This is a genomic window from Paenibacillus sp. 1A_MP2, assembly GCF_052244825.1.
Classification (GTDB): Bacteria; Bacillota; Bacilli; order Paenibacillales; family Paenibacillaceae; genus Paenibacillus; species Paenibacillus vandeheii.
The window spans coordinates 6,478,729-6,505,438 of record NZ_JBQQCS010000001.1 but is presented as its reverse complement, the minus strand read 5'-3'; the positions used below and the strand labels follow the sequence as shown (position 1 = coordinate 6,505,438).

Below are 26,710 nucleotides of genomic sequence, written 5' to 3'. Positions count from 1 at the left end.
AGTTTACAGATGAGACCGTTTCTCATATAATTTATGTAACCAAGTTTCATGTGATGAAACATGAGGAGGGCAATATGCCATGGAAGACCGAAAGTTAACCGTCCGGGCTGTAGAGCGGGCGCTGGATATATTATTGTGTTTTACAACGCGCAGTGATCTGGGACTCACGGAAATTGCCACTCAGATCGGTCTGCACAAAAGTACAGTCCATCGTCTGATGGCTACTTTGGAGGAGAAAGGGTTCGTGATCCGGGATGCAGCCACCGAGAAGTATCGACTCGGCATACGCATCTGGGAGCTGTCTGCCCATATGTCTCGCAGCGATGATCCTGCCATTCTGCTCCTTCCTGCGATGGAGCGGCTGAGGGATCGACTGGGCGAAACCGTAAGCTTATATCTGCGTGATGGCAGTGAGCGGATTCGGATTCAAGCTGTGCAGAGTGATCAGGCGATTCGCCGGGTGGCTCCGGTGGGAGTCAGACTTCCGCTATCCGTTGGAGCGTCCAGCAAAGTGCTCATGGCTTTTGCCACCGAGGAAGACCGTGAAGATCTGATGAATGGACCGGAATGGCCGGTATTTATCGATCCCAAAGTATATTTGGCACAGATGAAAGACATTCTGGAATATGGCTACGCAACAAGTTATGAGGAACGTGAACCGGGAGCTGCGGCAGTATCTGTCCCCATCCTGGATCGGAAAGGCAACATCGCTGCTGCCTTGTCGGTATCCGGGCCTGTTAGTCGCCTTTCCCAGGAGACGTTGCATGAATACGCACCTGTGCTGAAGGAGGCTGCTACACAGATGGGACTCATGTTATCCTGATTTTATTTTCTGAATATAAAGGTTGTTTTTATGATTCGGTTGCGCTACTCTGTAATGGACGGCCTAACGGGGCCAGCATAATTGAATATGCATTTGCGGCTTAAATGCTGCAACTTGTTAACGTTACTGGGGGAGTCCGAATTGTCCGGACTGAGACGGAATCGCATGAGATTCCGGACCCTTTGCACCTGATCTGGATCATACCAGCGTAGGGAAGTAATCGGCGATACGACCACGAACACCACATGATGTGACCTATGGATGGGCTCCGCTATGGAGCCTTTATAAGGTGCGTTATTGGTGATGGACATAAGCCGGTTCCCTTGGGAACCGGCTTTTTTATATAGTAAACAGGCGGAAGAAGCTGCCAGAACTGCTTTTGGGCAAAGTACCGGGGAGCATCTGCCAAGCTTCTGGGATAGAGTTCATTTGCATTCACTGCCTACGTATTACTAAATGTGATGTCCCTGCTTTCTGTCGTATGGTCGCTCTTTCTTTATCTATGTTGTGGATGATTCGGGACAAGTGCGCAAGCATTTTAATCCAGACGATCACCAATGAGGAGGAGACAAGAGCGATGAGTAAAGGGAACAGAACGATGGGACAGGACGAGCAGGATCAGCAGTTGGCAAAGAAAAAGGGGCGACCGGACGGGTTCAGCCCTTCCCGGGCAGCCGCAAAGTTTACATTTATGGCTCTCGACCGGACATTGCTGTACCGGAGCGTGAAATTGCCCTTCATGACACGAATACTCCCCAAGGAGTGGAGCATAACGAACCGCTGCGTGTCTATGATACGAGCGGGCCGATGACCGATCCCGGATTTCATGCCGATATCCGCGCAGGTCTGCCAGCGCTGCGTACGCGATGGATTACGGAGCGTGAAGATGTTGAAGCTTACCGGGGACGGACGGTAAAGCCGGAAGATAACGGTCTGAAGCCAGGATGGAAGCGAGCTGGAGCCGAGGAGTATCCAGGGTTGCGTGGTCAACCCTTGCGAGGAATAGCTGGGCGCAGCGTGACCCAGATGCATTATGCACGACAGGGAATCATCACGCCGGAGATGGAGTTCGCAGCCATTCGTGAAGGCGTGGAGCCGGAGTTTGTTCGACAGGAGCTGGCGAGTGGCAGGGCGATCCTTCCGTCGAACATCAATCACCCGGAGAGTGAGCCGATGCTGATCGGGCGTCATTTTCATGTGAAGATTAATGCGAACATCGGAAACTCTGCCGTATCGTCCTCTATCGAGGAAGAGGTGGAGAAGATGACTTGGGCGGTACGCTGGGGGTCAGATACGGTGATGGATCTTTCCACAGGCAAGGACATTCATACGACTCGGGAATGGATCATCCGCAATTCTCCGGTACCGATCGGAACGGTGCCGCTCTATCAGGCGCTGGAGAAGGTCAATGGTGAAGCCGAAGCACTGACCTGGGAGTTGTATCGTGACACGCTCATTGAGCAGGCAGAGCAGGGCGTGGATTACTTTACGATCCATGCAGGCGTGCTGCTGCGTTATATCCCGATGACCGCCAAGCGCATGACAGGCATTGTGTCACGGGGCGGGTCCATCATGGCAGCATGGTGCCTTGCGCATCATCAGGAGAATTTTCTGTATACCCATTTTGAAGAAATCTGCGAGATTATGAAAAGGTATGACGTGGCGTTCTCTCTTGGAGACGGGCTGCGCCCAGGAAGCATCTACGATGCTAATGACGAAGCCCAGATGGCGGAACTGGCTACGCTTGGTGAACTGACACAAATCGCCTGGAAGCATGATGTGCAGGTGATGATCGAAGGTCCGGGACATGTGCCGATGCACAAGATCAAGGAGAATGTCGATCTGCAAATGGAGATTTGCAAGGAAGCGCCGTTCTATACTTTGGGACCGCTGACGACCGATATTGCACCGGGATATGACCATATTACCTCGGCGATTGGGGCAGCGATGATCGGTTGGTTCGGTACGTCGATGCTCTGTTATGTTACGCCAAAAGAACATCTGGGCCTGCCCAATAAGGATGACGTGCGGGAAGGGGTTATCGCCTACAAGATTGCTGCACATGCTGCCGATCTGGCGAAAGGTCATCCGCGTGCCCAGCGACGGGACGATGCGTTATCCAAAGCACGGTTCGAGTTCCGCTGGCGGGATCAGTTCAACCTGTCGCTGGACCCGGAACGTGCGCTATCCTACCATGATGAGACGCTGCCGGCCGAAGGGGCCAAGGAAGCCCATTTCTGCTCCATGTGCGGGCCGAAATTTTGCAGCATGCGGATTACGCAGGATATTCGTGCTTTTGCCGCGGACAAAGGATTGTCCGAGAATGAGGCTGTGGCTGCGGGCATGCAGGAAAAGGCAGAGGAATACCGGACACGCTCCTAAGCGTTGTTACAACGCAATCTGGGCAGCCTGATATAGTGAAATGCCGTTCCTCTCCGTGATCGTGGAGAAGAGCGGCTTTAACCCGGTATGTGGTGTTCGCAGGCCAATGGCTGCTCCTGCACAGCATTTGCGGTGGGTATTCCTCCATGGCTTCCTCCAAGTGCTGCATAGTTCAGACGAAGTGACCCGTCAGGCCGTCAACCTGTGGCGGGTCACTTCTTTTACGGTCGATGTATGTGAGGAGCGCAATAATTAACATTGCGAACACGATTACATCGTTGAAAGAGTAGCTCAGCCCCTAACGAACCGAGCACACGCTATTTGCCGTAATTTCCACAGGTCTGCGATTTAACGAATCATAGAGACGTTATTTCTTGAAATGCAAGTCCTGCTGTACTGGAAATCGCATGTCTTGACCCCATTAAGGTGGCTCAGGTTCGTTAAACTTAGCAGATCACGATAATTCTGATAATAAGACGCGCTGGGTTCGTTAGAGCTTTTGCTCCAATCTAGAGCAAGAGAACTTCTGGAACAAGTTCTTCAGATGAGATGTCGCATCACTGATTCATCTTAGGCGTGGCGTTACCGATATAAGCAGAGCTGGAAAATCAGTTTCAAATATCGACGCACCGCTCAAAAAACACTTACCGCTCACCGCTCAACATTAACGCCGAACTATGCTCAACTTCTTCTCCAAATAAGCCGCTAGCGAAGCCAACGGGCTATAGATCGCCAAACCTGTATCTGCTGTAACTCGCGCTGCTGCGGGAGCCATGGACAGTTGAGAGGCTACTACCTTGCTTCCCGGGGACTGCTCAGCAATCTGCTGCAATCCAGCACTCACCGCTGCAAGATAACCTTCCTTATCGCCTCGCATGATTAACTCGAATGTACCCGGTATCAATACCGATTCAGTCTCTACAGCATCAATCCCTTTTCGCTGTCCATTCTCATCATCCTGCTGCAAAGCCTGATTCACCCGTGCCATCGTTCCTTCAATCGTCGCAGGGTTGGTAAACGCCAATATGTATCTCCCCGGTACTCGCTTCAATTCCTGAAGTAATGGATCATCAATACCAACCACTGGGACAGGAACATGCTGTGCCTCTTGCTCAAGTACGGCTGCAAACAGGGTACAGGTGACGAGGATGGCATCTGCATGGCAGTGCGCGATCCATTGCAGCGTCTTTGATACTTTCTCACGCGTAACTGCCTCGGTGAAATCAGCATCATGTTTGAGGCGATCCAGACCCGGATCGACATAATGAACTAGTTCAACTTCATAAGGAGCGAGTGCTTCTTCAATCAGTGCAATGTTGGAATAGTGAGCGTGAAAACAGCCGATAGTCATCATCATATTTGCCCCCTGAAATGGATGTTGTCTCACTAAACTGCCGTAGATATTTAACCCATTATAGGGATGTGACCATAGACTGTACATATGTAAAATGCTGATGTAACAACAAATTAAAGCGAAAACGCGAATAACCGTTCATCCACAACTTCGCAGAGAACGGTGCAGCCAAGCAAGCAATTTTCATTTTGCTCATCATTTCATTTATCGCAAAGAAGGGGAGGCGTTCTTTTTAGCCATTTTTTGCTGCAAAATTTCATGAAAGGATAGACCTTGAGTGTTCTCATTCTCCTTTTTAGGAGCAACGGTCGCCGTGTTGCGCGGATATTGGTGGTGGTACGGGATCATTTGCTGAATAGGCATGCGGATCATCTTGGTTCCTCCTTTAATGCATTTTCGAATATGCATATGTGATTATTAAATAGCTTATGTATTCCAACAGGTTATCGTCTCTGTTACGCAAATAGGTATATGTGACTTGTTAGACGAAACAGGCAAATTAAGGTGTAATTCCAATTGGGTTGTAGTGATTTTACCCCGTATTGAGGAGATGTAAACGTTTTTAAAGAAATTCAGGAGGAAAGGACCGAATATGTGAGGTTTCGTATGGGAGGATAGAAGCGATTGTTAAGTGAATAGACCCAGTTTTGGGATTGCCAATTGTGTCGAAATTAAGACATATAGTCTGGTTGTATAGGTACGACATAAGCTAGCTAACTTGGTACCATGGTCGGTTGTCGGGTGCATATTAGGGCAATTTTCGACGGATAGACAAAAGGGAAAATTCAAAAAGCCGCCAGGAAAACCTGGCAGCCTAACAGCATTTTGCATAAATCCATGAGCGGAATTTCATTGCTGAGATACAGATACAGATATAAACAGTCCAATTCGGATTAAGAAATGATCATGATCACTTTTCTTCTTATTTTTCGCGGCGAACAGCAATATACAGGTCTACTTGTACGTTCTCAGGATCGAGACTTCGCTCATCATACAATTCGAAATCTCCGGTAAACGTGCGTTCCCCTGTTTCTTCCAGGCCCACACCGCACCCCAGGCTTCACCCACGACTTCGGCCATCGGGCCCTTTCTGGAGGTGAACACCGCATATGTTGCAGGCGGCAGCTCAACGGTATCCACTCCCTCAGGCAACGATTCATCCGGGCCCACTTCATGTCCCACCAGTATGGTGTATTCTCCATGTATGCCATCCGTATAGTCAGCGTAACAGCCATAGCGTGCCGCTTCAGGGGCGGGTTGATGATCTGAAGCGAAGTAGCTGTTCCAAAGTCCCTGAATGCAGCCTTTGCCACTCATCTCAATGGCGTTGGTTGTTCTGGCGGACACACCCGCAAGGCGTTTTCCTGGCAGTGTGACATACCGAATGGGCTCTGTGGAGAGCATATTGTCGCGCGTTACTTGATTAAGCCCATCGGACCCATTCGAATGTTCTGCTGGAAATGCCACGTTCCGTTCAATACCAGCTGCATGCCATCTTTTCAAAAAAGGAAGTTGGTTGCGCAGCATTGACCTTGCTGACTCCTCGTCCATACCTTCTTGGCTCAGGATGGCGGTGCACATTTCAATCATGCCTTCCAGCGTAATATCGGGCTGCTCAAACTTGCCTTCTTTATAACAATAAATACAGTATTCGCGGGTTGTAGTACTATCCGTTTCTGTTCCGAATTGGGCAGGCGTAGTGAGTGGCATTCCACAGCTCTGGCATACGGTGACGTTCATAATCGATTCCTCCTCGTTATGTAAAGCTTGAATATAATAGAAGTATAACGGGAGGAACTGGACACCTGTCTGTCAGGTTCGAGGCGGGGCATTATAATTTTGCACAATTTGTTCGGCAATTCTACGAATCTCTTCTCGAATATGCAGTGGCTCCAGTACTTCGACATCTGCGCCAAATCCAAGAATGAACCCGTACAGCCAGTTGTCCTCCGGAAATGCGACCTGGCTGATATAATAGCCCTCATCATCCGGGATGACGCTCTCTATGCCAAACCATTCCACTGCGATGTGACGGATACGCGCATGGAATCTGAGGGTCAGAGGCACCTTGTTATCCGGGGTTGCCCAATCCTGCTGCCAGGGTCTGTCCTGCAGGTTAACCGGCTTGCGTTCGAAGTTTCCTTGGGCAAGAGCGACGTCTCGCATGCGGACCAGCTTGAACATACGGAACTCGTTGCGTTCGTGACAGAACGCATAGAGGTACCAGGAATGCTTTTTGAGCACAAGGGTATGCGGATCGGTCGTTCTATGGGTCTGGGTACCTTCGGCACTGCAATAGGTAAATGTAATGGGCCGCAGTTGATCCATGCCCTGTTCAATGAGCTGGAGCTTGATTTGCAGCGCTTCGGGATGCGTCCACATCGAATAATCTACAATAAAGCGGCTGGTATTGGCCTGGAAATCTTCATTTTTTGCTTCAGGCACGATACTGCTGAGTTTCTCCATCAACAGGTCTCGTGCCACATTCGTATGGGAGGTGGAGACACTGCGCAGCGCAGTGACAATGGAGGCCAGATCTTTGTCGGTCAGCACATTTCGGTCAAGCCGGTAACCTTCTGCAAGGCCAATACCACCGCTTGCACCCTGATAGGTGACGACAGGAATACCCGCCTGACCCAGCGTATCTATATCCCGGTAGATGGTACGAATGGACACCTCAAACGTATCCGCCAAATCCTTGGCCTGCACCCGGCCACGATTGATCAACAGCACGACAATGGCTAATAAACGGTCCAGTTTCATATATTGGATTCCCTTCAATCATTTATAAGTTGGATTCAGATATGTTATATTGTTGAGCATCACATATAGGAGTGGAATAAGCAATGAAACGTATTACGATTTTGATCGCAGATGATGAAGTTGAGATCGCTGATCTGGTTGCATTGCACTTGCAAAAAGAAGGATATCACATCATCAAGGCATTCGATGGGAAAGCGGCGGTTCAAGCCGTTCAGACACAAACGATCGATTTGGCTATTTTGGATATTATGATGCCTGGTATGGATGGATATGAGGTAACCCGCAAAATTCGAGAGCAGTATCACCTGCCTATTATTTTTCTAAGCGCCAAAACCTCGGATATGGATAAAATCACTGGGCTCGTGATGGGCGCAGACGATTACATGACCAAGCCATTTAACCCGATGGAACTGGTCGCCCGGGTCAATTCCCAGCTGCGTCGTTCACTTCAATTCAGCCAGTCTGTACCGATCCAGCGTTCCATTCTGGAGAAAGGCGGCCTCATTATCTCGCCAGATCAGCATAGCGTCACCCTTTATGGCAAGCCCATCGAATTAACACCGAAGGAGTTTGACATCCTGTATCTGCTCGCAAATCATCCCAAACAGGTGTTCAGTGCAGAGAGCATCTTTGAACAAGTGTGGGGAGAGGCTTATTATGAGAGCGGCAATACCGTGATGGTTCATATTCGGACCCTGCGCAAGAAGCTGGGGGAAGATGTAGACAAGAACAAGTTTATCAAAACGATCTGGGGTGTGGGGTACACATTCAATGAATAAACGCAGAAGTTTTCGAACAACCATGATTCTGTTGCTTGGTCTAAGCATGCTGGCATCTGGCGCGATTACCTTTGGGGTATATAAACTGATGCAATACTATTACACCGGAGTGCGTGCGGAAGATCAGTTAGCCGAATTTCGTCACTTTATGAAAAGCATAGGGGATATTTACTTTTTCCTTATCCTGTTCATACCGCTTGCTATACTATTTTTCTTCTGGTTTACGAAGCCATACGTTACCTATTTCAAAAATATCTCCACAGGTATCCGGCAACTCGCGAGTGGAGATTTCCAGCACCGTGTGCAGATTTCGACGAAGGACGAGCTGGGGGCAATTGCAGAGGATATCAATCTGGCAAATCTGAAGCTGAAGGAAGCGGTAGAACGGGGAGATTTTGCGGAGAGCAGCAGGGACCAACTGGTAGTAAACCTGGCGCATGATTTGCGTACGCCCCTAACGTCAGTATTGGGTTATCTGGATCTGTTGATGAAGGATGATCAGCTGACGGAAGAGCAGGTCAGACACTTTACAGCGATTGCTTTTACCAAATCCCAGCGGCTTGAGAAACTGATTGATGATTTGTTTGAGATTACACGAATGAACTATGGCATGTTGCCAATTGAGAAAAGAGACTTGATCTTAGCGAGCTGCTGAGGCAGATGAACGAAGAGCTGTACCCCGTTTTTGAAAAGAACCACCTGGTCACCCGACTGCACATCGATTCCGAATTAACCATCTCCGGCGATGGTGAGGTGCTTGCACGCGTGTTTGAGAACCTGTTAATCAATGCGGCACGTCACGGTACGGATGGTCTTTATGTGGATATTCATGGGCATCGTGATGCAGGACAGGTTATCATTCAGATCATGAACTATGGTGGTCATATACATCCAGATGATCTGCCTCATATTTTCGATATGTACTATACCGGGGATCGGGCGCGGACACCTCAGGAAGGTGGAACAGGTCTAGGACTTTTTATCGCCAAAAATATTGTGGAGCAGCATGATGGGAACATTTCAGCCCAAAGTGATGTCGTACGGACCGTATTTGAAGTTCGGTTACCTGCGCTGGATTGAAGTTATATGCCGAATTTAAGAAAAACTTTAGAATTGCCCTGCTTTTTTTTAACTAGTTTTCTCTATCCTTGATAATACGAGGTAAAGGAGGAACAAGGGATGAAGAAGTGGGGATTTTTGATATGTATCATTGTACTGGGATATATTTTTTCCAAGTCACCTGCATTGTTTGAGCAGAAGGAAGAAGCGAATCTGCAAATTCAGAATACGGCTGAAAATCGGGCGGGATATACCAAAACCATTAACGTGGATATGAAGAATCAAGTACATAAAGGGAATTTACTGCTCGTCAATTCGGAGTATCCTGTTCATGCGGAGGGTATTAGAACGGACATTGTGAATTTGGCTGAACAACAAGATCTGGTTCGTGGATACGGCTTGCTGGATCACAATATCATGTTGTCAAAGTACGTAGCGCAAGCGTTCGAGAAGATGATTGAAGCTGCCTCGAAAGATGACGTGCGTTACTTCATCATCAGCAGTGGTTATCGAGACTTTACGAAACAGGAGCAGCTTTACGAGGAAAAGGGTTCGGACTATGCGCTTCCTGCGGGTCACAGTGAACATAATCTGGGCTTGTCCATGGATATCGGCTCTACCCTGGCTGCCATGAGTGAAGCGCCAGAAGGAGCTTGGCTGGAGAAGAATGCATGGCAATACGGATTCATTTTACGTTACCCGAAGGATAAAGTGCACATCACTGGCATTCAATATGAACCTTGGCATTTTAGGTATGTGGGACTGCCGCACAGTGCCATCATGTATCATAATCACCTGGTGCTGGAGCAGTATTTGGAGCTGCTGCAACAGAAAAAGAGCATTTCCGCTGAAGTCGGGGACAAGCACTATCATGTGCGTTATTACGATGCATCCAAAGAGAAGAGCATTAACGTACCTGAACACGGTCAATATGAGATATCGGGAGACAACATGAACGGAGTTGTCGTGACAGTAGAGGAATAAACAACAAGATATACACGGAGGTTCATTATGAAACCTAAAGAGTTCAATATGAAGATCGTTTGGGTGGCGGCATTCATCATCTATCTGTATCTGTTGACCAAGCTGATTCTTTTCAAGGGACATACGATGGATTGGAACGTCGTTAGAGTTCAACTTATGACGTTCGCGCAACAGCCGGATCTGATTCATACGCGTACCGTTAACCTGACGCCATTTCAGGAAATTTCAAGAGACTGGCATAGCTTATCGTTACATCGTCCGGGTACGGCAATTCACCTGCTCGGTAATATCATGGCCTTTATCCCGCTGGGTATCTTCATTCCAGTGCTGATGGGTAACAAGCTGTTGTCAGGGGCAAAGGTGCTTGTACTTTCCTTGCTCTTAAGTTTTGCTTTTGAAGTGACACAGCTATTGACGGGTATGGGCATATTCGACGTGGATGATCTTATGCTGAATACCTTTGGTGGGGTGATTGGTTATGTCCTGTATACGATGCTTATCGGTCTGAAACGCATAATTGTAGGTGGAGCGGCTGGCACCGCGAGAAAAGAGTATAATTCCAATCAGAGTCGCGTGTAAGGAGGGGGCGTACACGCAATCCCTGGATCAAGCTTCACATTACATTGGACATTAAAGGCAAGTTGGCATCAAGCATGAGCATGCCCCTATTCATTCTATAAAAAAAAGCTCCCCGTCACCGTGCAGAACGCACGTGGTCAAGACCCCATTTAGTAGACATTATAAAAAGACCCTAGGCTGCAAACTGGCGTCGGTACTCTACCGGCGTCAGTTTTTTTAGTTTCCGTTGTGGCCGTTTTCGGTTGTAAAAACGGATATATTTTTCGATTTTGCTTTGTGCTTCGCTAAGCGTTCGGATATGATAAGGATAGAGTCCTTCCGTTTTGAGATGCGAGAAGAAACTCTCCATCGAGGCATTGTCATAACAATTTCCTCGGCGAGACATGCTGATTCGGGCGCCAACCTTTGGCAGCATGTCGTGGTAAGCATGAGACGTGTACTGGAATCCTTGGTCGCTATGAACGACCAGTCCGGTCACGTCTTTTTGCTTCGCAAACGCCTTGCTGAATGTGCGAAGCACCAGTTCATTGTCGTTGCGTTCGCCTATTTCGTAAGCCACAATTTCGTTATTAAACAGATCCTTTATGGCTGAAAGATATATCCAGCGCTCTCCTACACGATACTGGGTAATGTCCGTTACCCATTTCTGATTCGGTTTTTCTGCACTGAAATCTCGCTTCAAGAGGTCCTCTGCTACACGCTGCGCAGGTGTATACGAGCTGCTGGAGCGCCGTTTACGACGGATTCGAGATTGAATACCGAGCATTTGCATCAGGCGGAGCACCTTTTTGTGGTTCATCCAAATCCCCTGATCTTGCCAAAGGAACAACTGGAGCTGCCGATAACCATATTTGCCTTCATATCGTTGATACGTTTGAAGCACTTGTTTCTTCGCCTTTGCGTCGCGATCGAATCGTTTACGTTTTACATAGGCATAAAATCCACTCCGTGACACGCCAAACACATTACAAAGTTTCTGGATATCACCGTATGCCGCTACTTTTTCTATGATCTGAAATCTTTCTTGTTTGCTTCCTCCTTCCAGATGACCAAGCACTTTTTTAGCAACTCATTCTCCCGTTTCAGTTTTTGTACAAAGCGGTCTTGATCCAAGTATTCTTTACGTCGACCTCGCTGATCCATCAGTCCAAACTCACCTTGTTCCCGATATTTTCGCATCCAGCGCTTCATTCGTCCTGGATCATGAATCCCCAGATGTTCATTAATCTTTCGATAAGTCCACCCCTCAACCGTATGCAAACGAATAGCCTCATTTTTTATCTTCTCCGAATACGTTTTAAACTTTTGTCCCTTAATCGCCATAAAAAAATACACCCCCTAGAATTTCATCGGCTAAACCCAGGGGTTTTTCCAATGTCTATTCTAAGGGGTGCACTTCACACGTGACGAGGAGCTTTTCTGTATAACTTAATTGCATTAAATATAAAGGCAATTAAGATTTTTTCATCATTTGACGCAATACGGTTTGCAGGATACCACCGTTATGGTAGTAGTCCACGTCCACCATGCTGTCCAGACGAGCGATGACAGGGAAGTCGAACTTGGTGCCGTCCTCACGGGTTACGGTAACCGTCAGTTCTTGTCCTGGTTTCACATCATTGCTCAGACCTGTGATGTCATACGTTTCACGACCGTTCAGACCGAGGCTGGACCAGCCATGACCTTCCTGGAATTGCAATGGCATTACGCCCATGCCGACCAGGTTACTGCGGTGAATACGCTCGAAGCTTTCTGCGATAACGGCTTTGACGCCGAGCAGGAATGTTCCTTTTGCCGCCCAGTCACGGGAGCTTCCTGTACCATACTCTTTACCAGCGATAACGATCAGGTTCTGTCCTTCGTCCTGATACTTCATGGAAGCATCGTAGATAGACATTTCTTCGTCCGTTGGCAGGTATTTCGTAATACCACCCTCGGTACCTGGAGCCACTTGGTTACGAATACGAATGTTTGCAAACGTACCACGCATCATGACTTCATGGTTACCACGACGTGAGCCGTAAGAGTTGAAGTCTTTGCGTTCTACGCCATGTTTTTTCAGGTACAGTCCAGCCGGACTGGATGGTGCGATATTACCCGCTGGCGAGATGTGATCCGTTGTTACGGAATCAGCTAGCAATGCCATGACACGTGCGGAACGAATATCTGCGATATCCGTCAACTTGTCGCCAAGCTCCTGGAAGAATGGTGGATTCTGAATGTATGTGGAGTTAGGATCCCACTCATACAATTCGCCTTCCGGTACAGGAATCGTATTCCAGCGCTCGTTAGCTGTAAATACGTTCTCATATTTGTTGCGGAACATCTGTGCGTTCAGCGAGCTAGCGATGGTATCCTTGATTTCCTCGGAGCTAGGCCAGAGGTCTTTCAGGAATACAGGCTCGTTGTTGGTATCATAGCCGATTGGATCGGTTGCAAAATCAATATTAACGGTACCCGCCAGAGCATACGCCACAACGAGTGGCGGTGAAGCCAAGTAGTTGGCTTTGACCTGTGCGTGCACACGACCTTCAAAGTTACGGTTACCGGACAATACAGCCGCTACCGTCATGTCGTTCTCAGCGATTGCTTCGCTTACTTCGTCTGGCAGTGGGCCAGAGTTACCGATGCAAGTTGCGCAACCGTAGCCGGCCACGTTGAATCCGAGTTTGTCGAGATATTCAATCAGACCTGCTTTTTCCAGATACTCGGTAACTACGAGGGAACCTGGAGTCAAGCTGCTTTTCACGTAGCCAGGCTTGGTCAGACCACGTTCAACGGCTTTTTTCGCAAGCAGACCCGCTCCAACCATAACACTTGGATTCGAAGTGTTGGTGCAGCTTGTGATTGCCGCGATAACGACAGCACCAGCAGACAGTTCGCTAGTGGAACCGTCAGGGTGTTTAACAGGCACTTTCTCAGCGATTTTCTCGTCGCTCAGTCCATAGCCGCCTTTGTCGATCGGCGTGCGGATAATGCTATTGAAGCCTTCTTTCATTTGAGTCAGCTCGATGCGATCCTGTGGACGTTTAGGTCCCGCGAGACTTGGTACAACAGATGCTAGGTCAAGTTCAATCACATCTGTAAACTCAGGGTCAACCGTATCAGCAGTACGGAACATGTTCTGAGCTTTGTAATAAGCTTCAACCAGATCCACCTGTTCGTCGGTACGACCCGTATTACGCATATAGTTCAGTGTTTCGCTATCTACAGGGAAGAAACCGATTGTTGCGCCGTATTCTGGTGCCATGTTGGCAACCGTTGCACGGTCAGCCAGACTGATGTTGCTAAGACCCGGTCCGTAGAACTCGACGAATTTACCGACAACGCCTTTTTTACGAAGCATTTGGGTAACAGTGAGTGCCAGATCCGTTGCAGTTGCGCCTTCGCTCAGGCTGCCTGTTAATTTAAAACCGATAACGTCCGGTGTTACAAAATAAAGCGGTTGGCCCAGCATGCCTGCTTCAGCCTCGATTCCGCCAACACCCCAACCAACAACGCCGAGTCCGTTGATCATGGTGGTGTGGGAGTCCGTTCCTACGAGGGAATCCGGGAATACAACGGTTTCGCCGTCAATGGTTTTGGTTGCAGCCACGGAAGCCAGGTACTCCAGGTTAACCTGGTGAACGATCCCTGTGGATGGTGGAACTGCACGGAAGTTGTTGAATGCCGTTTGCGCCCAGCGCAAGAAGCGGTAACGCTCTTCGTTACGCTCGAACTCAACCTTGATGTTGTAGTCGAGTGCATCATTCGTTCCGAACGCATCAACCATAACGGAGTGGTCGATAACGAGATCGACGGGAACGAGTGGGTTGATTTGTTTGGGATCGCCGCCTGCTTTTTCACGGTATCACGCATTGCTGCAAGGTCAACGACAACCGGTACACCGGTGAAATCTTGCAGAACGATACGTGCAGGGATAAATGGAATTTCTTTGTTATTGTCACGGCCTTCTGCCCAGCCGGTCAGTTGTTTAACATGTTCTTCGGTAATTGCACGTCCGTCAAATTGACGAATAGCTGCTTCGAGCAGCACTTTAATGGAGAAAGGAAGCTTGGAAAGGTCGCCGTAGCCGCCTTCCTGAAGAGCATCTAAACTGTAGTAGCGATAAGACTTGCCTCCGACCTCAAGACTGCGGGCCGCGGAGAAATGATTCTTGGCTGACATACATGTACCTCCTTAAAATGGTCGGTGAGATGAAGAAAACGTCCATATAGGTGAAGAACAGGCCTTCATCGTTCCGTGTCCTTGTTCACTGGTTTCATTAGGTGAAACGTAATTTCATAATCGTAACTTTAGTTTTAAGTATACCGTTTTCAACGCCGTACGTAAAGGGCTTTTTGCCTGTCCAGCCAAGCGAATTAGACATTGAATGCGTTCTCAAGTAAAGGGAATGGACTTGATCTCTTCCGTACGCATTATCCCCGTTATTAAGGCTTCAAAACAGAACCAGACACATACAACCGAAATTCTCTCATATAAATAAAAAAGAGTTTTCATGCAATGGATCATTCCGGACAGAACTCATGCCAAAGGGGGACACAGGCTTGGAACGCGAATGGAAGAGTGCCTTATATACCTACGTGAACCAGTATAATCGCTGTGAGATCGACTACCGTCCACAGACAAGCGAACGGATTGTAACCGATCCGGAATTTGTGCTGGAACGGGGAGAGCGGATGGCCAGACTGGACCAATGGTATCGCAAGCGGCGGGCCGTGCCTCTTCGCAGTGAGACCAGCGCCAAGCTTGTGCGGACACTGATGGATGGGGCAGATGAATCGGTGGTGGACGTGCAATTGTACAGCAGGCTGTTCTATGAGAAGAACGGTTTGACCCATCGGGAAGACCGGATTGAGCGGGAACGCCTGACCTTTCTTAGGCAAGGAGGAGCTTGGACCATTGCACGGGTGGAACGTGAGGTCCCGGAGCGTCGTCCGGTAGGCGAGGGTCGCCCTTTTCAACAAGCTGATTTTGTACAGGCGATGAATCGGCCACTGCTTAACCGGGAAGTACTGGGACAGGGTAGGAGATCAAAGCAGCAGCTGTATCGCAGGGATCTTGCTGTGGCCTACGCGGATCGGTGGTGGAATGCGGGTAATCCGGCCTATGAGGAATTCGATGTGGACTGCACCAACTATGTGTCCCAATGTCTCTTTGCAGGGGGAGCACCCATCCACTATACTGGTAAAAGAGAAGCAGGATGGTGGTACAAAGGTTATGTGAATGGCGCCGAAATGTGGAGCTACAGTTGGGCGGTCTCCAATAGTCTGGAGCGCTATTTATCCGGCAGCAGCTGGGGGTTGTCAGCAACCGAAGTGGAGCGTCCCGAGCAGCTAATGCTTGGAGATGTCATTCTCTACGACTGGGACGGTGATGGCAGGTTTCAACACAGTACTGTTGTGACCGCTTTTGATGCGGGGGGCATGCCGCTTGTGAACGCACATACAGTCAGCAGCCGCCACCGTTTCTGGGATTACCGGGATTCTTACGCTTGGAACGAGCGGACGGTGTATCGGCTTTTTCATATTGCAGATGAATTTTGATGGTCAAAGATTTTACGGGATTCGGTGACGTGGACATCAGGTTCCGTGTAAAATAAGTCTAGATAACAGAATAAAAGTGGTGCTGAACATGCAGGCATGACAGCATCATTGCACAGATAATCGGAGGTTACACATGAGTATGGATAAATTAACAGTAGGCGTCGTTTACGGCGGAAAGTCAGGCGAGCATGAGGTATCGCTGCAAACGGCGTTTGCTGTAACGAACGCATTTGATTATGAGAAGTATGAACTGGTTCCTTTTTATATCTCCAAGCAGGGTACGTGGAAAAAAGGATCTGTCATGCATGCGCCATTCGCGCAGATTGAAGATTTGAAGCTGGAGCAGGCGTCGGGCGGAACCCAGGAAGCGCTGAAAGCGCTGTTTGGCCGCTTATATGGCGGGGAAGAGGCGATGGACGTGATGTTCCCGCTGCTGCACGGCACGTTTGGTGAGGATGGTACCATTCAGGGCATGTTCGAGATGGCGGATATGCCTTATGTTGGGGCAGGTGTACTGGCTTCGGCAGGTGGTATGGACAAAGTGGTCATGAAGAAACTGTTCGCACAGGCTGGAATCGACCAATGTGCCTTTACGTATTTTAACGCTACGCAGTGGAAGCAGACCGAACATGAAATGATCCTGCAGGTGGAGGATCAGTTGGGCTATCCTTGTTTCATTAAGCCGGCCAATCTCGGTTCCAGCGTGGGGATCTCGAAAGCGCGTAACCGGGGTGAACTGAAGACAGCAGTGGAGTTTGCTCTTCGTTATGATACGAAGGTTGTCATTGAGGAGTTTGTAGAGGCGCGTGAAGTCGAGGTTAGTGTGCTTGGCAATGACGAACCGATGGCTTCCGTACCAGGAGAAATTGTATCCTCTGGTGAATATTATGACTATGCAGCTAAATACATCGATGGTCAGTCTCAGATGCTGATCCCTGCTCCGCTTGACCCGGAAGCCGCAGATCGCATCCGCGAGGCCGCATTGCAGGCATTCCGTGCGATTGAAGGCAATGGGATCTCCCGGGCCGACTTCTTCATTCGCAAATCGGATGGGGCATTGCTTATTAATGAAGTAAACACCATGCCTGGTTTCACCCCCTACAGCATGTATCCACTCTTGTGGCGTGAGACGGGTGTATCGTATGCAGAACTGCTGGATCGCATGATTGAGCTGGCTTTGGAACGCTACAACCGCAAGCAGGCGCTGAACTACGAGAACGGCGTACAGGTGTAGCCTGAGGACGACAATATAGGGAGGGGTATGAATGGGATTTCAGACCGAATTCAATTCCGTGTGCAAATTCAAGAATGAACAAGAGCTTTTCGAATTGCTTGAATACGGCCGTGGCAAAATGGTCAAACAAGGCTTTCGTGTATTTCCTACCGGACAAAAAGTCATTGCTTACACACCGGATAACGTGGCGGTAGCCATCGTAAAAATCGTAGTCTCCATTGCAGAGATTAACTTCCAGGGGCAGGAAGTGACCGAAGTGGAGATGCAATTGATCCGTAAACTGAACGAGGAAGAATCACGCATTCAGACCGCTCTTGCGGACGAGATGTTCTTTGGTGAACAGGCACAGGGGTAGTTTGTTACACATGGACCGGAATGAATGGACGGATTTGTCGAAATTACGATTATGGTCACTCTTTTAGGGTAAAACTTGGTTATATACAGTGAAGGGAAGACCGCCGGCTTCATATGCCGGGAAGGAATTCCGCCCTAATAGAGAGGAAGAAATTCATGCTCGTACGTTTTGGCTATGTGGCGATGTCCGTGCTTGTGGAGAATGCTTCACCTTCCCGGACGATGACCATGTCCAGCTTTAAGAAAATTGATGATAGGGAAGCGGCAATTCGCAAGCTGGAACGAATTGCAGCCGAGAATTTGCATAATACATTACGTTTGCTCAGACACAATAAAGGCAGCCATATTCATGTATATCGCTTCTCCTCCAAATTAATTCCGCTGGCTACTCATGAGGATCTGAGTGATTGGGACCCGTTTCCCGCGCTTAAGCAGGATTTTGCTGTAATTGGCGATTTTGTGAAGGAGAACGAGATGCGTGTATCTTTCCACCCGGATCATTTTACAGTACTCAGCACGCCGCGGAGGAAGTGCTGCGCAATTCCATGCGCGACCTTCGTCATCATGTACGTATGCTGGATGCGATGGGGCTGAATGCCACTGCCAAGAACAATATACATATTGGTGGTGCATACGGAGACAAGCCTAGTGCTGCGCTGCGTTTTGAGGAGAATTTTCTAAAGCTGGATCGGGATATTCAGGAGCGGCTGACGCTCGAAAATGATGACAAGACCTTCAATGCACCCGAGACACTTGCAGTATGCCAGCGGATGGGGCTGCCCATGGTACTGGATATTCATCATCAATGGGTGAACAATGAAGGCGAACAGCCGTGGGATCTCTGGACTGATATATTGAAGACATGGGAATCCCCGCTTGCCCAAGCGGATTCACAGGCAGATAAGCCGTTGCCGCCCAAAATTCACGTGTCCAGTCCCAAGAGTGAGAAGGACCTGCGAGGTCATGCTGACGGTGTTGAAGTGGAGCCTTTGCTCACTTTCTTGCGCCATATCGCAGCAGATACGCCCGCCCTTGATGTGATGATTGAGGCGAAGCGCAAGGATGAAGCATTGGTTCAACTGATGCAGAAACTAGCATTCTATCACGAAGAGGGTGTGGAGTGGGTGGACGAGTCGACGGTTATCATTCATCCGTAGCGCCAAAAGGGGCCTGGGCAGCGAGAAACTTTACGAGCCTCGGGGCGTATACTTTTAACAAGTATTTTAATTTTTCGTAGATTGATATAGAAAGTAGAGTGAACGCTTTGAATGAGAAGGAAAAAACACCTTATGTCGTGACAAGCAAAAGCTATACTGCCGTCGCCATTAATGCAGCCTCCAAAGCTGGAGAGTGGATCAAGAGCCGTCTCGGAACTGTGGGGGAGCCCGGAACCAAGTATTCCCCGCAGGATCTCGTTACTGAAGTGGATAAAGGCGCGGAACAGATGATCCGCCGCCTGATTCTGACGCATTTTCCCCATCATGCCATTCTGGGTGAAGAAGGCGTAGAACCAGGACCGGAAGCTTCGGCCAAAGCACTGAAAGAAGCTGAGGAAGAAGAGTTTCTCTGGATTGTGGACCCGGTGGACGGAACGACGAACTTTGTACATGGTTTTCCGTTCTACTCCGTATCCATCGCTTTGGCCCATAACGGTGAGGTAATTGTGGGAGTAATCTACGATCCTTCCCGTGACGAGATGTTTGTTGCGGAAAAAGGAAAAGGCGCTTACGTCCATGGAAACCGGATGCTTGTATCGGGTGAACAGGAACTGGCTCAGAGCCTGATCGCGGTTGGCTTCCCGGCAGATACGACATACGCCTTGCCGATCAACATGGCCGCTGTCCAGGCCCTTGCACCGCAAGTACGCAGTCTGCGTGCAGGCGGTTCCGCCGCCCTGCATTTGGCGTATGTTGCAGCGGGGCGCCTCAGCGCTTATACCGAAGTTGGCCTGAAGCCATGGGATATCGCCGCAGGGGCACTGCTGGTGGAGGAATCCGGAGGCAAGGTCACTGACACCATCGGAACGCCTTATCAACTCTCGGTGAGTCATGTAGTGGCCAGCAATGGCAAGATTCATGATGCCCTGACAGGTGTGCTGAAGGAAGCAAAGGCAACCGGCCTGGAGTGAGTGGAGATTGTCTGTCCACGAAGTGAAAATGTAATAGTAAGATTAGTGCATTTGTGACTTTAATCTAAGGAGCGAACAACAATGGATGAATCCAAAGAACTGGAACGACGTTTGAGTGATATGCTGACTGAAGGGGACATGGAGGAGTCCGGCGATGCTGACAAGCGTGAACGCCAGCTCATTCCTCCCAAGTACGAGGTGCGCATCCAGACAGAACGTGATCCGATTGTTGAGGAAACGTTGAAGTACCGGGATATGGCACGCGAAGTGGACGATCGCTATGATCGTTATATAGAGCGTTCTGCCGGGAACGAACCGGAAAACGACACGGATAGTTCTGATTCTGGCGACGCGAAGTAAACAGAAATCTTGACAGGTTGATATTTTATCTGTGTTAAATGAGGGGCTTCCAATAGTCATGCATGAATATGACGGAAGCTCCTTTTGATCGTCAGCGTAGGGTCCAGCGACGACGACCGGTGGGTGAACGACTTCGGGGTAGTCTATTTACGTGTATAGTGAGAGCTCCTCCTTTTTCGTACAGACGACAGCACCCCTTTAATAATGTTAGAATAGAGTTACACGAACTTCTGTCATCGCAGTGGAAAGTGTAATATGCAATTATTGTTTACTTAGTATAGATACGAGACAAGGAGTGTTCTAAGAATGAAGCGTAAACGCATATGGAGAAGTACCGCCGCGGGATTAACGGCAAGTATGCTGGCAGGGATGCTGATTTTGGCATCAACCGCCCAGTCCGCTCTTGCTGCGGATAGCAATACGTTACCTGCGGGAACTACAACAGCATCTTTGCCTGTGAACAAGGATGCCATAGCAGTAACCAAGGAATTCCGCATCGTCACTTTGGGGGATTCTATTACCGTGGGTTACGAGCCGAACCTGAAAGAACTGCCGTATGGTTATGTGGAACGGTTACAGGAACAAGGCCTGCTTCATGGACGTACTCAGGTGGACAACTATGGTATAGCCGGATTGAAGAGCAGTGGTCTGAAAAACTTTGCAGATGCGATTAAAGAAGGGAAAGCGCTCACTTCCGAAGCCATTCAACCGAGTCTTCCTGATCCAAGAGCGGCACAAGTTGGAGCCAATATTGCTGCCATCCAGGAGAGTGTAGCTGGAGCGAATCTCGTTGCTATCACAATCGGAGGGAACGATGTATCCGAGCTGCTCGGCTCGGCAGATAAGCTGAGTGATGCGGAACTGGAAGCAAAAGTGAAAGAATTGCTATCATCCTATACAGCCAATGTTAGCGCAGTTATCAATGATATTCATGAGATTAATCCTAATGCCAAGATCGTAATCGCAGATCAATACCAACCTATGCCAGAAGTAGCTGGTAAGGAGCTTTATGCGAAACTAATGGAAGCTTCCCAAGGGTTTACGAAGACCATTGATGGAATTGCGACTGAATTTTCCGCTAAAGGGATGGATATAAAAGTGGCTCATGTCGCCAAGGAGTTTATTGGTGGAGAAGGCACGATGACGCACATGATTAAGGACCGCGATTTCCATCCGAATCAGTTCGGATATGAAGCGATTGCCAAAGTATTCGCAGAAACGATCTGGGCGACTACACCAAGCTGACAGCTCCTGCAAGTGGTGAACCGATGAATATCATCGTAAGTGGTAAAACGCTGGATACACCGTACAAACCAATCATCCGTAATGGCAAAAACTTTGTGGCGATCCAGGATATCGTGAACGCTGTTGGCGCAACCACGGTATGGGATAATAAAACCTCAACTGCAACCATTACATACGGAGACCGGAAGGTTGCCGTGAAGATCGGTGCCGCTGCCGTTCAAGTGAACGGAGCATCCGTGACTGTGGATACACCTGCATTCCTGAACAAAGTGGGCACAGAATCCAAAACGTATGTACCTCTCGCCATGGTAGCCGAGGGTCTTGGCTTTGATGTGCAGTATGTAGCCAAGTTAAAAACTGTATTTGTGAATCCGTAACGTAAACAACAACTTGAAATCAAATTTATAGCCAGATAAAACGAGCCTATAGGATTTTTCTAAGGCTCGTTTTCATGATGAATATAACATATAGTTGTTTTCTGATTGTGAATATCTGATGGTAAGACTCAGGTTCACATAATATTGTTTCAAAATTCTTTTTTATAAGTTAGAAATAAATATTCGAATTGATTATCTTCTATGCCTTCGCAGTTTTCTTCTGATTCGGTGTAAATGTTATTTAATATTTGACGAATTTCCTCATTGACCTTCTTCCATTGTTTTTTAGTGAGAGATAAAGTTGTAACAGTTACTTCAACATCAGAACTCTCTTTAGACGCCCCTCTTTTAAAATCCCTGTTCAAAACCCAGATACCCTTAGTATAAATTTCATTAATTTTTTGGCTTAGAATAATGGCACTTTCTTTAGCTAATGTTCCATCAAAAGTTATATTTACATTTTTTTCAGTATTCGATAAATAGTAGTTTTGAGTTAGATTATTTAAATTCTCACTTCGAGATATCTTAACTAAATCTAATTCCTTCAATTGTTTTACATGATAATACAAACGGGATGCGTCTTCGTTTAAACTTTCAGCAATTTGTTTAATTGTTTTTTCCTCAGAACTAATTGATTCTAAAATCCTTTGCTTGGTTTTATCTAGCAAAGCCTTTGCCAACTTCTCATGATTATATTCCAAAGAAAATCACTCCTATATTCAATTCATTTGAAAGCATTAAATTAATACAATAACAATAACCAGCACTTCAACTAAAGCATACAGTAGAAGTATTTATTGTTCAATTTATTACGTACTATGTTTATGTAATTAACTAAAAATATAAACATTTGACAAAATAAAAAAATGGAAATAAAATTGTTTTAAACGTTAAAATTAATTTAAATGGAGGAGTGACTTATTAAACGAGATTTTTGGTATTTAGTCTCTGGGAGACTTTTTAGCAATATTGGAGATAGTCTATACTCGGTAGCAGCGATGTGGTTAATTTTTGAATTAACAGGCAATAGTGTATTCACAGGTATAGCTGGCTTTTTAACTATGGTTCCATCAGGATTACAGTTTCTGATTGGACCATATATAGACAAAGCTAATCTAAAGAAGGTAATGATTGTTTCTCAACTAACGCAATTTGCATTGATAATCTCTATTCCTATTTTTTACCACTATAACTTTTTAAATGTATACACATTATTATTCATCATGTTTGCTGCCTCTTGTGCCAGTGCTTTTGCCTATCCAGCACAAATGTCCCTTTTGCCTCGAATTGTAAATAAAAATAGTATGACCAGAGCTAATTCTTTAATGGCACTTGCCTATCAAGGGACAGATATTCTATTTATGGCTATATCAGGAGTGTTAATTACAATTACAGCGACTCATGTAGTTCTTTTCTACAACTCGTTTTTGTTTTTGGTGACCTCGATATTATTTACAAAGATCAGATATAAAAACCTGAGAAGTCATGAAAATCCTACTCCAAATGAGAACATATATGAATTAATTAAGAACTATTATTCTGAACTAACTGAAGGATTTAGTTATATTAGGAATTCCCTTATACCACAGATATTGCTTGGATCGATCATTGCAAATTTCCTAATAGGTGCTTTTATCGTGAGTTTACCTAGTTACGCTCAAGATCGAGGTGGTGTAGAATTCTATGGTTATTATTTAGCAGCTTTTTCAGCAGGATCCCTTGTAGGATCTTTGTTAGCATTATTATTAAAGGAAGTAAAAATAGGTAAACTAACTATAATTGGTTTCTTATTTAGTGGTTTAGTTTGGCTGGCTTCTGGATTAATATCCAACCCTTATATATCGGTTATCCTACTTGGTTTAGCATCAATTATTATGGGGATAACAAATGTGATTTTTATGACACTTATTCAAAATTCTGTTGATGAGAACATCTTGGGCAGGGTCATTTCTTTAATAGTTAGTTTAACTGTAGTAGCCACACCGCTTGGTAATCTTGTAGGTGGATTCGTTTCTGAATGGTTAGGAAGTATATATGCTTTTATCGGAGCTGGAATAGGTCTGATATATGTCTCGCTTTACTGGTTATCGAATCCAAATTTAAGAGGAATATCTACTGCAAGCAATTCTTCGCACTTAGTAACAGGGGTAAAATTAGAGGAGAAAGCAAATTAAAAAAAAATTTACCGAAAAAAATATTTACAACGCAAGGTAATATTTGTTATAATCTACTTGTAAGTTGATTTGAAGGAAGGAGTTGAGATAAATGGTTGTGATCGAACAAGCAAACAATGATAAGCCAACAGTAATTAATGCTTTTTGTTAAGGAAACCCAAAAACACACCACCTAAGAAATTAGGGTGGTGTGTTTTACTAATAAGGAGGAGAGCTATGTTTAATAGAGATAGTAATTTTCTTAAAAATAAAGAATTGAAGAAAGGGTTTAAAGCTTCACGATATAATGTAATCTCAGATACTAAGGATGGAGGTCTTAAACTTTATAATAGTTTAACTGGAAAAATTATAAAAATAGATTCGAAACATTACGATAAAGCCAAAAGAATATTACAAAATAAAATAACTGATTTAGATATTGAGTCTGATGAACTTATTAAATATTTATATGAGAATGAATATTTGGTTGATCAATCATTGGATGAATTCAAAAGGGCGACTGCACAAAAATTGAGATCAGTTTCATCAGATAGAACACTGCAGTTAATCATCCTTGTTAATGAGGATTGTAATTTTAGATGTGTATACTGTTATGAAGACTTTAAAAAGAAAGAGATAACGAGCATTACAATACAAGGGATAGAAAACTTTCTATTAAACAATATAAAACACTATGATTATCTTCAAGTTCAATGGTTTGGTGGGGAACCATTAATTTCGCTTGGAGCACTAGAGCTCCTGTCACATAAAATAATAAAAATTTGTGAGGAAAACAACGTTATGTACTCTAGTGGAATGACCACTAATGGATATTTGCTTACGCCTGATGTAATGGATAAATTAAATAAACTTGGTGTTAGAAGCTTTCAGATAACTTTGGATGGTATCGATGAAACGCATGATAAACTCCGAGTGGGCAAAGAGGGGAAGCTACTTTTGCTACGATATTCTCTAATCTAATAAACTTACGAAATACTTCTCATCAATTTCACATTTTACTTCGAACTAATGTAAGTGATCCAGTTAAGGTGGTCATGGAAAACTACATAGATTTAGTAGACGAATATTTCAAAGATGATCCAAGATTTGACATCCATTTTGTTACAGTAAAAGATCTAAAGGGGTCACAGTCAGGAGACCTCCATTTATGTGATACAAAAGAATTATTTCCGTACTATGAGTACGCTCAAGAAAAAGGTTTTTCATTTGATTTCTATAAGGGACCGCTTAGACCTAATGGATCTGAATGTTATGCTTCCAATCCAAACTCTTTAGTAATTGGTTCAGATGGAATGATTTATAAATGTACGGTTGCCTTTAATAACCAAGATAACCACGTAGGAAATTTAAAAGAGGACGGATTCCTTGAAATTTTTGAGGAAAGATTAATGTTGTGGGTAACTGGTGGTGCCAATGAAGATTCCAACTGCACAAAATGTTATTTCAGGCCTTCTTGTCAAGGGAATGCTTGTCCTTTAGAGAGAATAGAGGCTAATAGAACACCTTGTCCACCAATTAAAAAAAATATTAAAAGATATATAAATTTAATACATGAGGAAGAATTATATGTATAAGAAAAAATTATTGTTTGGAGTTACGGGTTCGATAGGTGCTTCAAATGTCCCCACTTACTTAGCTTATTTGGCACAAGAATATGAAATAAATTTAATAATGACGGAGAATTCTCAGAAATTCTTAGTAAGTAATGCATGTCTCCCATATGTAGAATATGTTTATACAAATATGAATGATCATAGCCGCGTTAAAATTCCTCATGCTAATTTACCAAGAGATGCAGATTTATTTTTGGTATTACCAGCAACAGCAAATTTCTTGTTTAAAATAGCCAATGGAGCTGCAGATGATTTGTTGACATTAGCTATTTTGAATTATGGTGGTCCTGTGTGTGTAGCCCCAAATATGAATCCTCTAATGTGGAACTCACATTCTGTACAACGCAATGTTAAACAACTAAAAGAAGATGGTTTTCATTTCTTAAATGTCTCCGCTCATTCTATAGAAGCTTCTAGTGGGAATATATTATTTTCTGAAGCGTCTTTACCTCAACCTCAAGAGTTAATTGATTCACTAAATAAAGTTTATACCTGTGCAAAAAATAGTGAACTGATCTTATGATATCTGAAAGTTAATCCTCTCTAAAGAAATTTATAAAAAGATAGAAATATTTTTATTGTTCTAGGAACTTTTTTTTGAATGTTGATATGTCAATTTATACGACCGGAAAAACGGTCGTTTATTATTTTTAGGAAAACTTGTTTTTTTGTGACGACCAACCCGAAATAGAAAAAATACGATTCAAATTATTTAGATCAATATTGCGAATTTCTATAATGGATACCATATTATGGGGTTATAGTTTTTAAAAGAGACAGAAGGATTTTAGAATTAGAAAAAAATGATAATTAGTTTTCAAAGATAGGAGTAAAAAACAATTGAGTTCTATCTACAGTTACAGTAGTTTAGAAAACCAAAACTAACTTTTTTTGAAGGGCAAGTCTTCGGATGTTTTTCCCCACCGAACACGAATAAGCAATTGGAAAAATATATT

The 26,710-nt window shown here is 45.8% G+C and carries 23 protein-coding genes, 4 pseudogenes and 1 riboswitch; of the genes and pseudogenes, 19 read left to right on the top strand and 8 right to left on the bottom strand.

All coding sequences use genetic code 11. From position 1 onward, the window contains the following. Nucleotides 1-79 precede the first annotated feature (79 nt). From ACTWJ7_RS31955 to ACTWJ7_RS31945, 3 genes are all read left to right on the top strand, one after another. Entirely contained in the window at nucleotides 80-823 is a 744-nt protein-coding gene (locus tag ACTWJ7_RS31955; protein ID WP_024633007.1) for an IclR family transcriptional regulator, read from the top strand. Between the two features lie 118 nt (nucleotides 824-941). After that, nucleotides 942-1,055, top strand: a riboswitch (TPP riboswitch). A 455-nt stretch (nucleotides 1,056-1,510) separates the two neighbouring features. Beyond that, nucleotides 1,511-3,205: a phosphomethylpyrimidine synthase ThiC gene (thiC, locus tag ACTWJ7_RS31950; RefSeq protein ID WP_443146444.1), complete on the top strand. Its 1,695-nt coding sequence runs from the start codon at nucleotides 1,511-1,513 to the stop codon at nucleotides 3,203-3,205. 40 nt (nucleotides 3,206-3,245) lie between these two features. Continuing rightward, nucleotides 3,246-3,461, top strand: coding sequence for a hypothetical protein (locus tag ACTWJ7_RS31945; RefSeq protein ID WP_443146238.1), 216 nt, complete (start codon nucleotides 3,246-3,248; stop codon nucleotides 3,459-3,461). A 408-nt stretch (nucleotides 3,462-3,869) separates the two neighbouring features. Here ACTWJ7_RS31945 and ACTWJ7_RS31940 read toward each other — a convergent pair whose 3' ends face one another. The 4 genes from ACTWJ7_RS31940 to ACTWJ7_RS31925 form a co-directional block, all read right to left on the bottom strand. Further along, nucleotides 3,870-4,562 carry an aspartate/glutamate racemase family protein gene (locus ACTWJ7_RS31940; RefSeq protein WP_301882373.1) on the bottom strand — a complete coding sequence of 231 codons (693 nt, stop codon included), beginning with the start codon at nucleotides 4,560-4,562 and terminating at the stop codon, nucleotides 3,870-3,872. 201 nt (nucleotides 4,563-4,763) lie between these two features. After that, complete coding sequence (locus tag ACTWJ7_RS31935; RefSeq protein ID WP_179132768.1) at nucleotides 4,764-4,931, bottom strand: hypothetical protein; 168 nt, start codon at nucleotides 4,929-4,931, stop codon at nucleotides 4,764-4,766. Nucleotides 4,932-5,513: 582 nt separating this feature from the next. Then, nucleotides 5,514-6,299, bottom strand: a complete 786-nt coding sequence (locus ACTWJ7_RS31930) for a zinc ribbon domain-containing protein (protein ID WP_443146237.1) — start codon at nucleotides 6,297-6,299, stop codon at nucleotides 5,514-5,516. A 72-nt stretch (nucleotides 6,300-6,371) separates the two neighbouring features. Continuing rightward, complete coding sequence (locus ACTWJ7_RS31925) at nucleotides 6,372-7,322, bottom strand: helix-turn-helix transcriptional regulator (protein ID WP_301882370.1); 951 nt, start codon at nucleotides 7,320-7,322, stop codon at nucleotides 6,372-6,374. Nucleotides 7,323-7,405: 83 nt separating this feature from the next. Between ACTWJ7_RS31925 and ACTWJ7_RS31920 the strand changes: the two genes are divergently transcribed. From ACTWJ7_RS31920 to ACTWJ7_RS31905, 4 genes and pseudogenes are all read left to right on the top strand, one after another. Further along, the gene (locus ACTWJ7_RS31920; protein WP_024633012.1) at nucleotides 7,406-8,101 is read left to right on the top strand and encodes a response regulator transcription factor; all 696 of its coding nucleotides are present in this window, start codon (nucleotides 7,406-7,408) and stop codon (nucleotides 8,099-8,101) included. Then, a pseudogene (locus tag ACTWJ7_RS31915) lies at nucleotides 8,094-9,181 on the top strand (ATP-binding protein). The gene ACTWJ7_RS31920 and the pseudogene ACTWJ7_RS31915 overlap by 8 nt, the downstream one beginning before the upstream one ends. Nucleotides 9,182-9,280: 99 nt before the next feature. Beyond that, a pseudogene (locus ACTWJ7_RS31910) lies at nucleotides 9,281-9,941 on the top strand (M15 family metallopeptidase); the annotation flags it as partial. Nucleotides 9,942-10,171: 230 nt separating this feature from the next. Beyond that, nucleotides 10,172-10,723 carry a VanZ family protein gene (locus ACTWJ7_RS31905; protein WP_079348885.1) on the top strand — a complete coding sequence of 184 codons (552 nt, stop codon included), beginning with the start codon at nucleotides 10,172-10,174 and terminating at the stop codon, nucleotides 10,721-10,723. Between the two features lie 172 nt (nucleotides 10,724-10,895). On the opposite strand, the gene ACTWJ7_RS31900 is transcribed toward ACTWJ7_RS31905, so the two are convergent. The 3 genes and pseudogenes from ACTWJ7_RS31900 to acnA form a co-directional block, all read right to left on the bottom strand. Further along, nucleotides 10,896-11,780, bottom strand: a complete 885-nt coding sequence (locus ACTWJ7_RS31900) for an IS3 family transposase (RefSeq protein ID WP_301877092.1) — start codon at nucleotides 11,778-11,780, stop codon at nucleotides 10,896-10,898. Next, on the bottom strand, nucleotides 11,729-12,046 hold the full coding sequence (locus ACTWJ7_RS31895; protein WP_079350485.1) for a helix-turn-helix domain-containing protein: 318 nt from the start codon (nucleotides 12,044-12,046) through the stop codon (nucleotides 11,729-11,731). The genes ACTWJ7_RS31900 and ACTWJ7_RS31895 overlap by 52 nt, the downstream gene beginning before the upstream one ends. Nucleotides 12,047-12,176: 130 nt before the next feature. Further along, nucleotides 12,177-14,890: pseudogene (acnA, locus tag ACTWJ7_RS31890) on the bottom strand (aconitate hydratase AcnA). 380 nt (nucleotides 14,891-15,270) lie between these two features. Between acnA and ACTWJ7_RS31885 the strand changes: the two are divergent. From ACTWJ7_RS31885 to ACTWJ7_RS31850, 8 genes and pseudogenes are all read left to right on the top strand, one after another. After that, nucleotides 15,271-16,269: an amidase domain-containing protein gene (locus ACTWJ7_RS31885; protein ID WP_443146236.1), complete on the top strand. Its 999-nt coding sequence runs from the start codon at nucleotides 15,271-15,273 to the stop codon at nucleotides 16,267-16,269. Nucleotides 16,270-16,402: 133 nt separating this feature from the next. Continuing rightward, a complete protein-coding gene (locus ACTWJ7_RS31880; protein WP_301882598.1) occupies nucleotides 16,403-17,503 on the top strand; it encodes a D-alanine--D-alanine ligase in 1,101 nt (366 codons plus the stop codon). Nucleotides 17,504-17,534: 31 nt separating this feature from the next. Further along, the gene (locus ACTWJ7_RS31875) at nucleotides 17,535-17,858 is read left to right on the top strand and encodes a hypothetical protein (protein WP_053779624.1); all 324 of its coding nucleotides are present in this window, start codon (nucleotides 17,535-17,537) and stop codon (nucleotides 17,856-17,858) included. Between the two features lie 155 nt (nucleotides 17,859-18,013). Next, nucleotides 18,014-19,014, top strand: a pseudogene (gene uvsE / locus ACTWJ7_RS31870) (UV DNA damage repair endonuclease UvsE). 107 nt (nucleotides 19,015-19,121) lie between these two features. Continuing rightward, nucleotides 19,122-19,985 carry an inositol monophosphatase family protein gene (locus ACTWJ7_RS31865; protein WP_443146235.1) on the top strand — a complete coding sequence of 288 codons (864 nt, stop codon included), beginning with the start codon at nucleotides 19,122-19,124 and terminating at the stop codon, nucleotides 19,983-19,985. A gap of 81 nt (nucleotides 19,986-20,066) precedes the next feature. Beyond that, nucleotides 20,067-20,345, top strand: coding sequence for a hypothetical protein (locus ACTWJ7_RS31860; RefSeq protein ID WP_443146234.1), 279 nt, complete (start codon nucleotides 20,067-20,069; stop codon nucleotides 20,343-20,345). Between the two features lie 306 nt (nucleotides 20,346-20,651). Then, a complete protein-coding gene (locus ACTWJ7_RS31855) occupies nucleotides 20,652-21,590 on the top strand; it encodes an SGNH/GDSL hydrolase family protein (RefSeq protein WP_443146233.1) in 939 nt (312 codons plus the stop codon). A 23-nt stretch (nucleotides 21,591-21,613) separates the two neighbouring features. Next, nucleotides 21,614-21,967: a copper amine oxidase N-terminal domain-containing protein gene (locus ACTWJ7_RS31850; RefSeq protein ID WP_443146232.1), complete on the top strand. Its 354-nt coding sequence runs from the start codon at nucleotides 21,614-21,616 to the stop codon at nucleotides 21,965-21,967. A 149-nt stretch (nucleotides 21,968-22,116) separates the two neighbouring features. On the opposite strand, the gene ACTWJ7_RS31845 is transcribed toward ACTWJ7_RS31850, so the two are convergent. Next, a complete protein-coding gene (locus ACTWJ7_RS31845) occupies nucleotides 22,117-22,668 on the bottom strand; it encodes a winged helix-turn-helix domain-containing protein (RefSeq protein WP_079348893.1) in 552 nt (183 codons plus the stop codon). A gap of 219 nt (nucleotides 22,669-22,887) precedes the next feature. On the opposite strand from ACTWJ7_RS31845, the gene ACTWJ7_RS31840 reads away from it, so the two are divergent. The 4 genes from ACTWJ7_RS31840 to ACTWJ7_RS31825 all read left to right on the top strand — a co-directional run bounded on the left by ACTWJ7_RS31840 (nucleotide 22,888) and on the right by ACTWJ7_RS31825 (nucleotide 26,277). Further along, entirely contained in the window at nucleotides 22,888-24,141 is a 1,254-nt protein-coding gene (locus tag ACTWJ7_RS31840; protein WP_079348894.1) for an MFS transporter, read from the top strand. Between the two features lie 216 nt (nucleotides 24,142-24,357). Then, nucleotides 24,358-25,101 carry a radical SAM protein gene (locus tag ACTWJ7_RS31835; RefSeq protein WP_443146231.1) on the top strand — a complete coding sequence of 248 codons (744 nt, stop codon included), beginning with the start codon at nucleotides 24,358-24,360 and terminating at the stop codon, nucleotides 25,099-25,101. A 74-nt stretch (nucleotides 25,102-25,175) separates the two neighbouring features. Further along, entirely contained in the window at nucleotides 25,176-25,715 is a 540-nt protein-coding gene (locus ACTWJ7_RS31830; protein WP_443146230.1) for an SPASM domain-containing protein, read from the top strand. Further along, complete coding sequence (locus ACTWJ7_RS31825) at nucleotides 25,708-26,277, top strand: flavoprotein (RefSeq protein WP_179132625.1); 570 nt, start codon at nucleotides 25,708-25,710, stop codon at nucleotides 26,275-26,277. Before ACTWJ7_RS31830 ends, ACTWJ7_RS31825 begins: the two co-directional genes overlap by 8 nt. Nucleotides 26,278-26,710 lie beyond the last annotated feature (433 nt).

Excerpts from the sequence above, each read along its gene's own strand:
- ACTWJ7_RS31955 (WP_024633007.1), top strand. The coding sequence starts at position 80 with ATGGAAGACCGAAAGTTAACCGTCCGGGCTGTAGAGCGGGCGCTGGAT.
- ACTWJ7_RS31945 (WP_443146238.1), top strand. The coding sequence starts at position 3,246 with ATGCCGTTCCTCTCCGTGATCGTGGAGAAGAGCGGCTTTAACCCGGTA.
- ACTWJ7_RS31940 (WP_301882373.1), bottom strand. The coding sequence starts at position 4,562 with ATGATGATGACTATCGGCTGTTTTCACGCTCACTATTCCAACATTGCA.
- ACTWJ7_RS31935 (WP_179132768.1), bottom strand. The coding sequence starts at position 4,931 with ATGATCCGCATGCCTATTCAGCAAATGATCCCGTACCACCACCAATAT.
- ACTWJ7_RS31930 (WP_443146237.1), bottom strand. The coding sequence starts at position 6,299 with ATGAACGTCACCGTATGCCAGAGCTGTGGAATGCCACTCACTACGCCT.
- ACTWJ7_RS31925 (WP_301882370.1), bottom strand. The coding sequence starts at position 7,322 with ATGAAACTGGACCGTTTATTAGCCATTGTCGTGCTGTTGATCAATCGT.
- ACTWJ7_RS31920 (WP_024633012.1), top strand. The coding sequence starts at position 7,406 with ATGAAACGTATTACGATTTTGATCGCAGATGATGAAGTTGAGATCGCT.
- ACTWJ7_RS31905 (WP_079348885.1), top strand. The coding sequence starts at position 10,172 with ATGAAACCTAAAGAGTTCAATATGAAGATCGTTTGGGTGGCGGCATTC.
- ACTWJ7_RS31895 (WP_079350485.1), bottom strand. The coding sequence starts at position 12,046 with ATGGCGATTAAGGGACAAAAGTTTAAAACGTATTCGGAGAAGATAAAA.
- ACTWJ7_RS31880 (WP_301882598.1), top strand. The coding sequence starts at position 16,403 with ATGAGTATGGATAAATTAACAGTAGGCGTCGTTTACGGCGGAAAGTCA.
- ACTWJ7_RS31875 (WP_053779624.1), top strand. The coding sequence starts at position 17,535 with ATGGGATTTCAGACCGAATTCAATTCCGTGTGCAAATTCAAGAATGAA.
- ACTWJ7_RS31860 (WP_443146234.1), top strand. The coding sequence starts at position 20,067 with ATGGATGAATCCAAAGAACTGGAACGACGTTTGAGTGATATGCTGACT.
- ACTWJ7_RS31855 (WP_443146233.1), top strand. The coding sequence starts at position 20,652 with ATGAAGCGTAAACGCATATGGAGAAGTACCGCCGCGGGATTAACGGCA.
- ACTWJ7_RS31850 (WP_443146232.1), top strand. The coding sequence starts at position 21,614 with ATGAATATCATCGTAAGTGGTAAAACGCTGGATACACCGTACAAACCA.
- ACTWJ7_RS31835 (WP_443146231.1), top strand. The coding sequence starts at position 24,358 with ATGTTTAATAGAGATAGTAATTTTCTTAAAAATAAAGAATTGAAGAAA.
- ACTWJ7_RS31830 (WP_443146230.1), top strand. The coding sequence starts at position 25,176 with ATGGAAAACTACATAGATTTAGTAGACGAATATTTCAAAGATGATCCA.
- ACTWJ7_RS31825 (WP_179132625.1), top strand. The coding sequence starts at position 25,708 with ATGTATAAGAAAAAATTATTGTTTGGAGTTACGGGTTCGATAGGTGCT.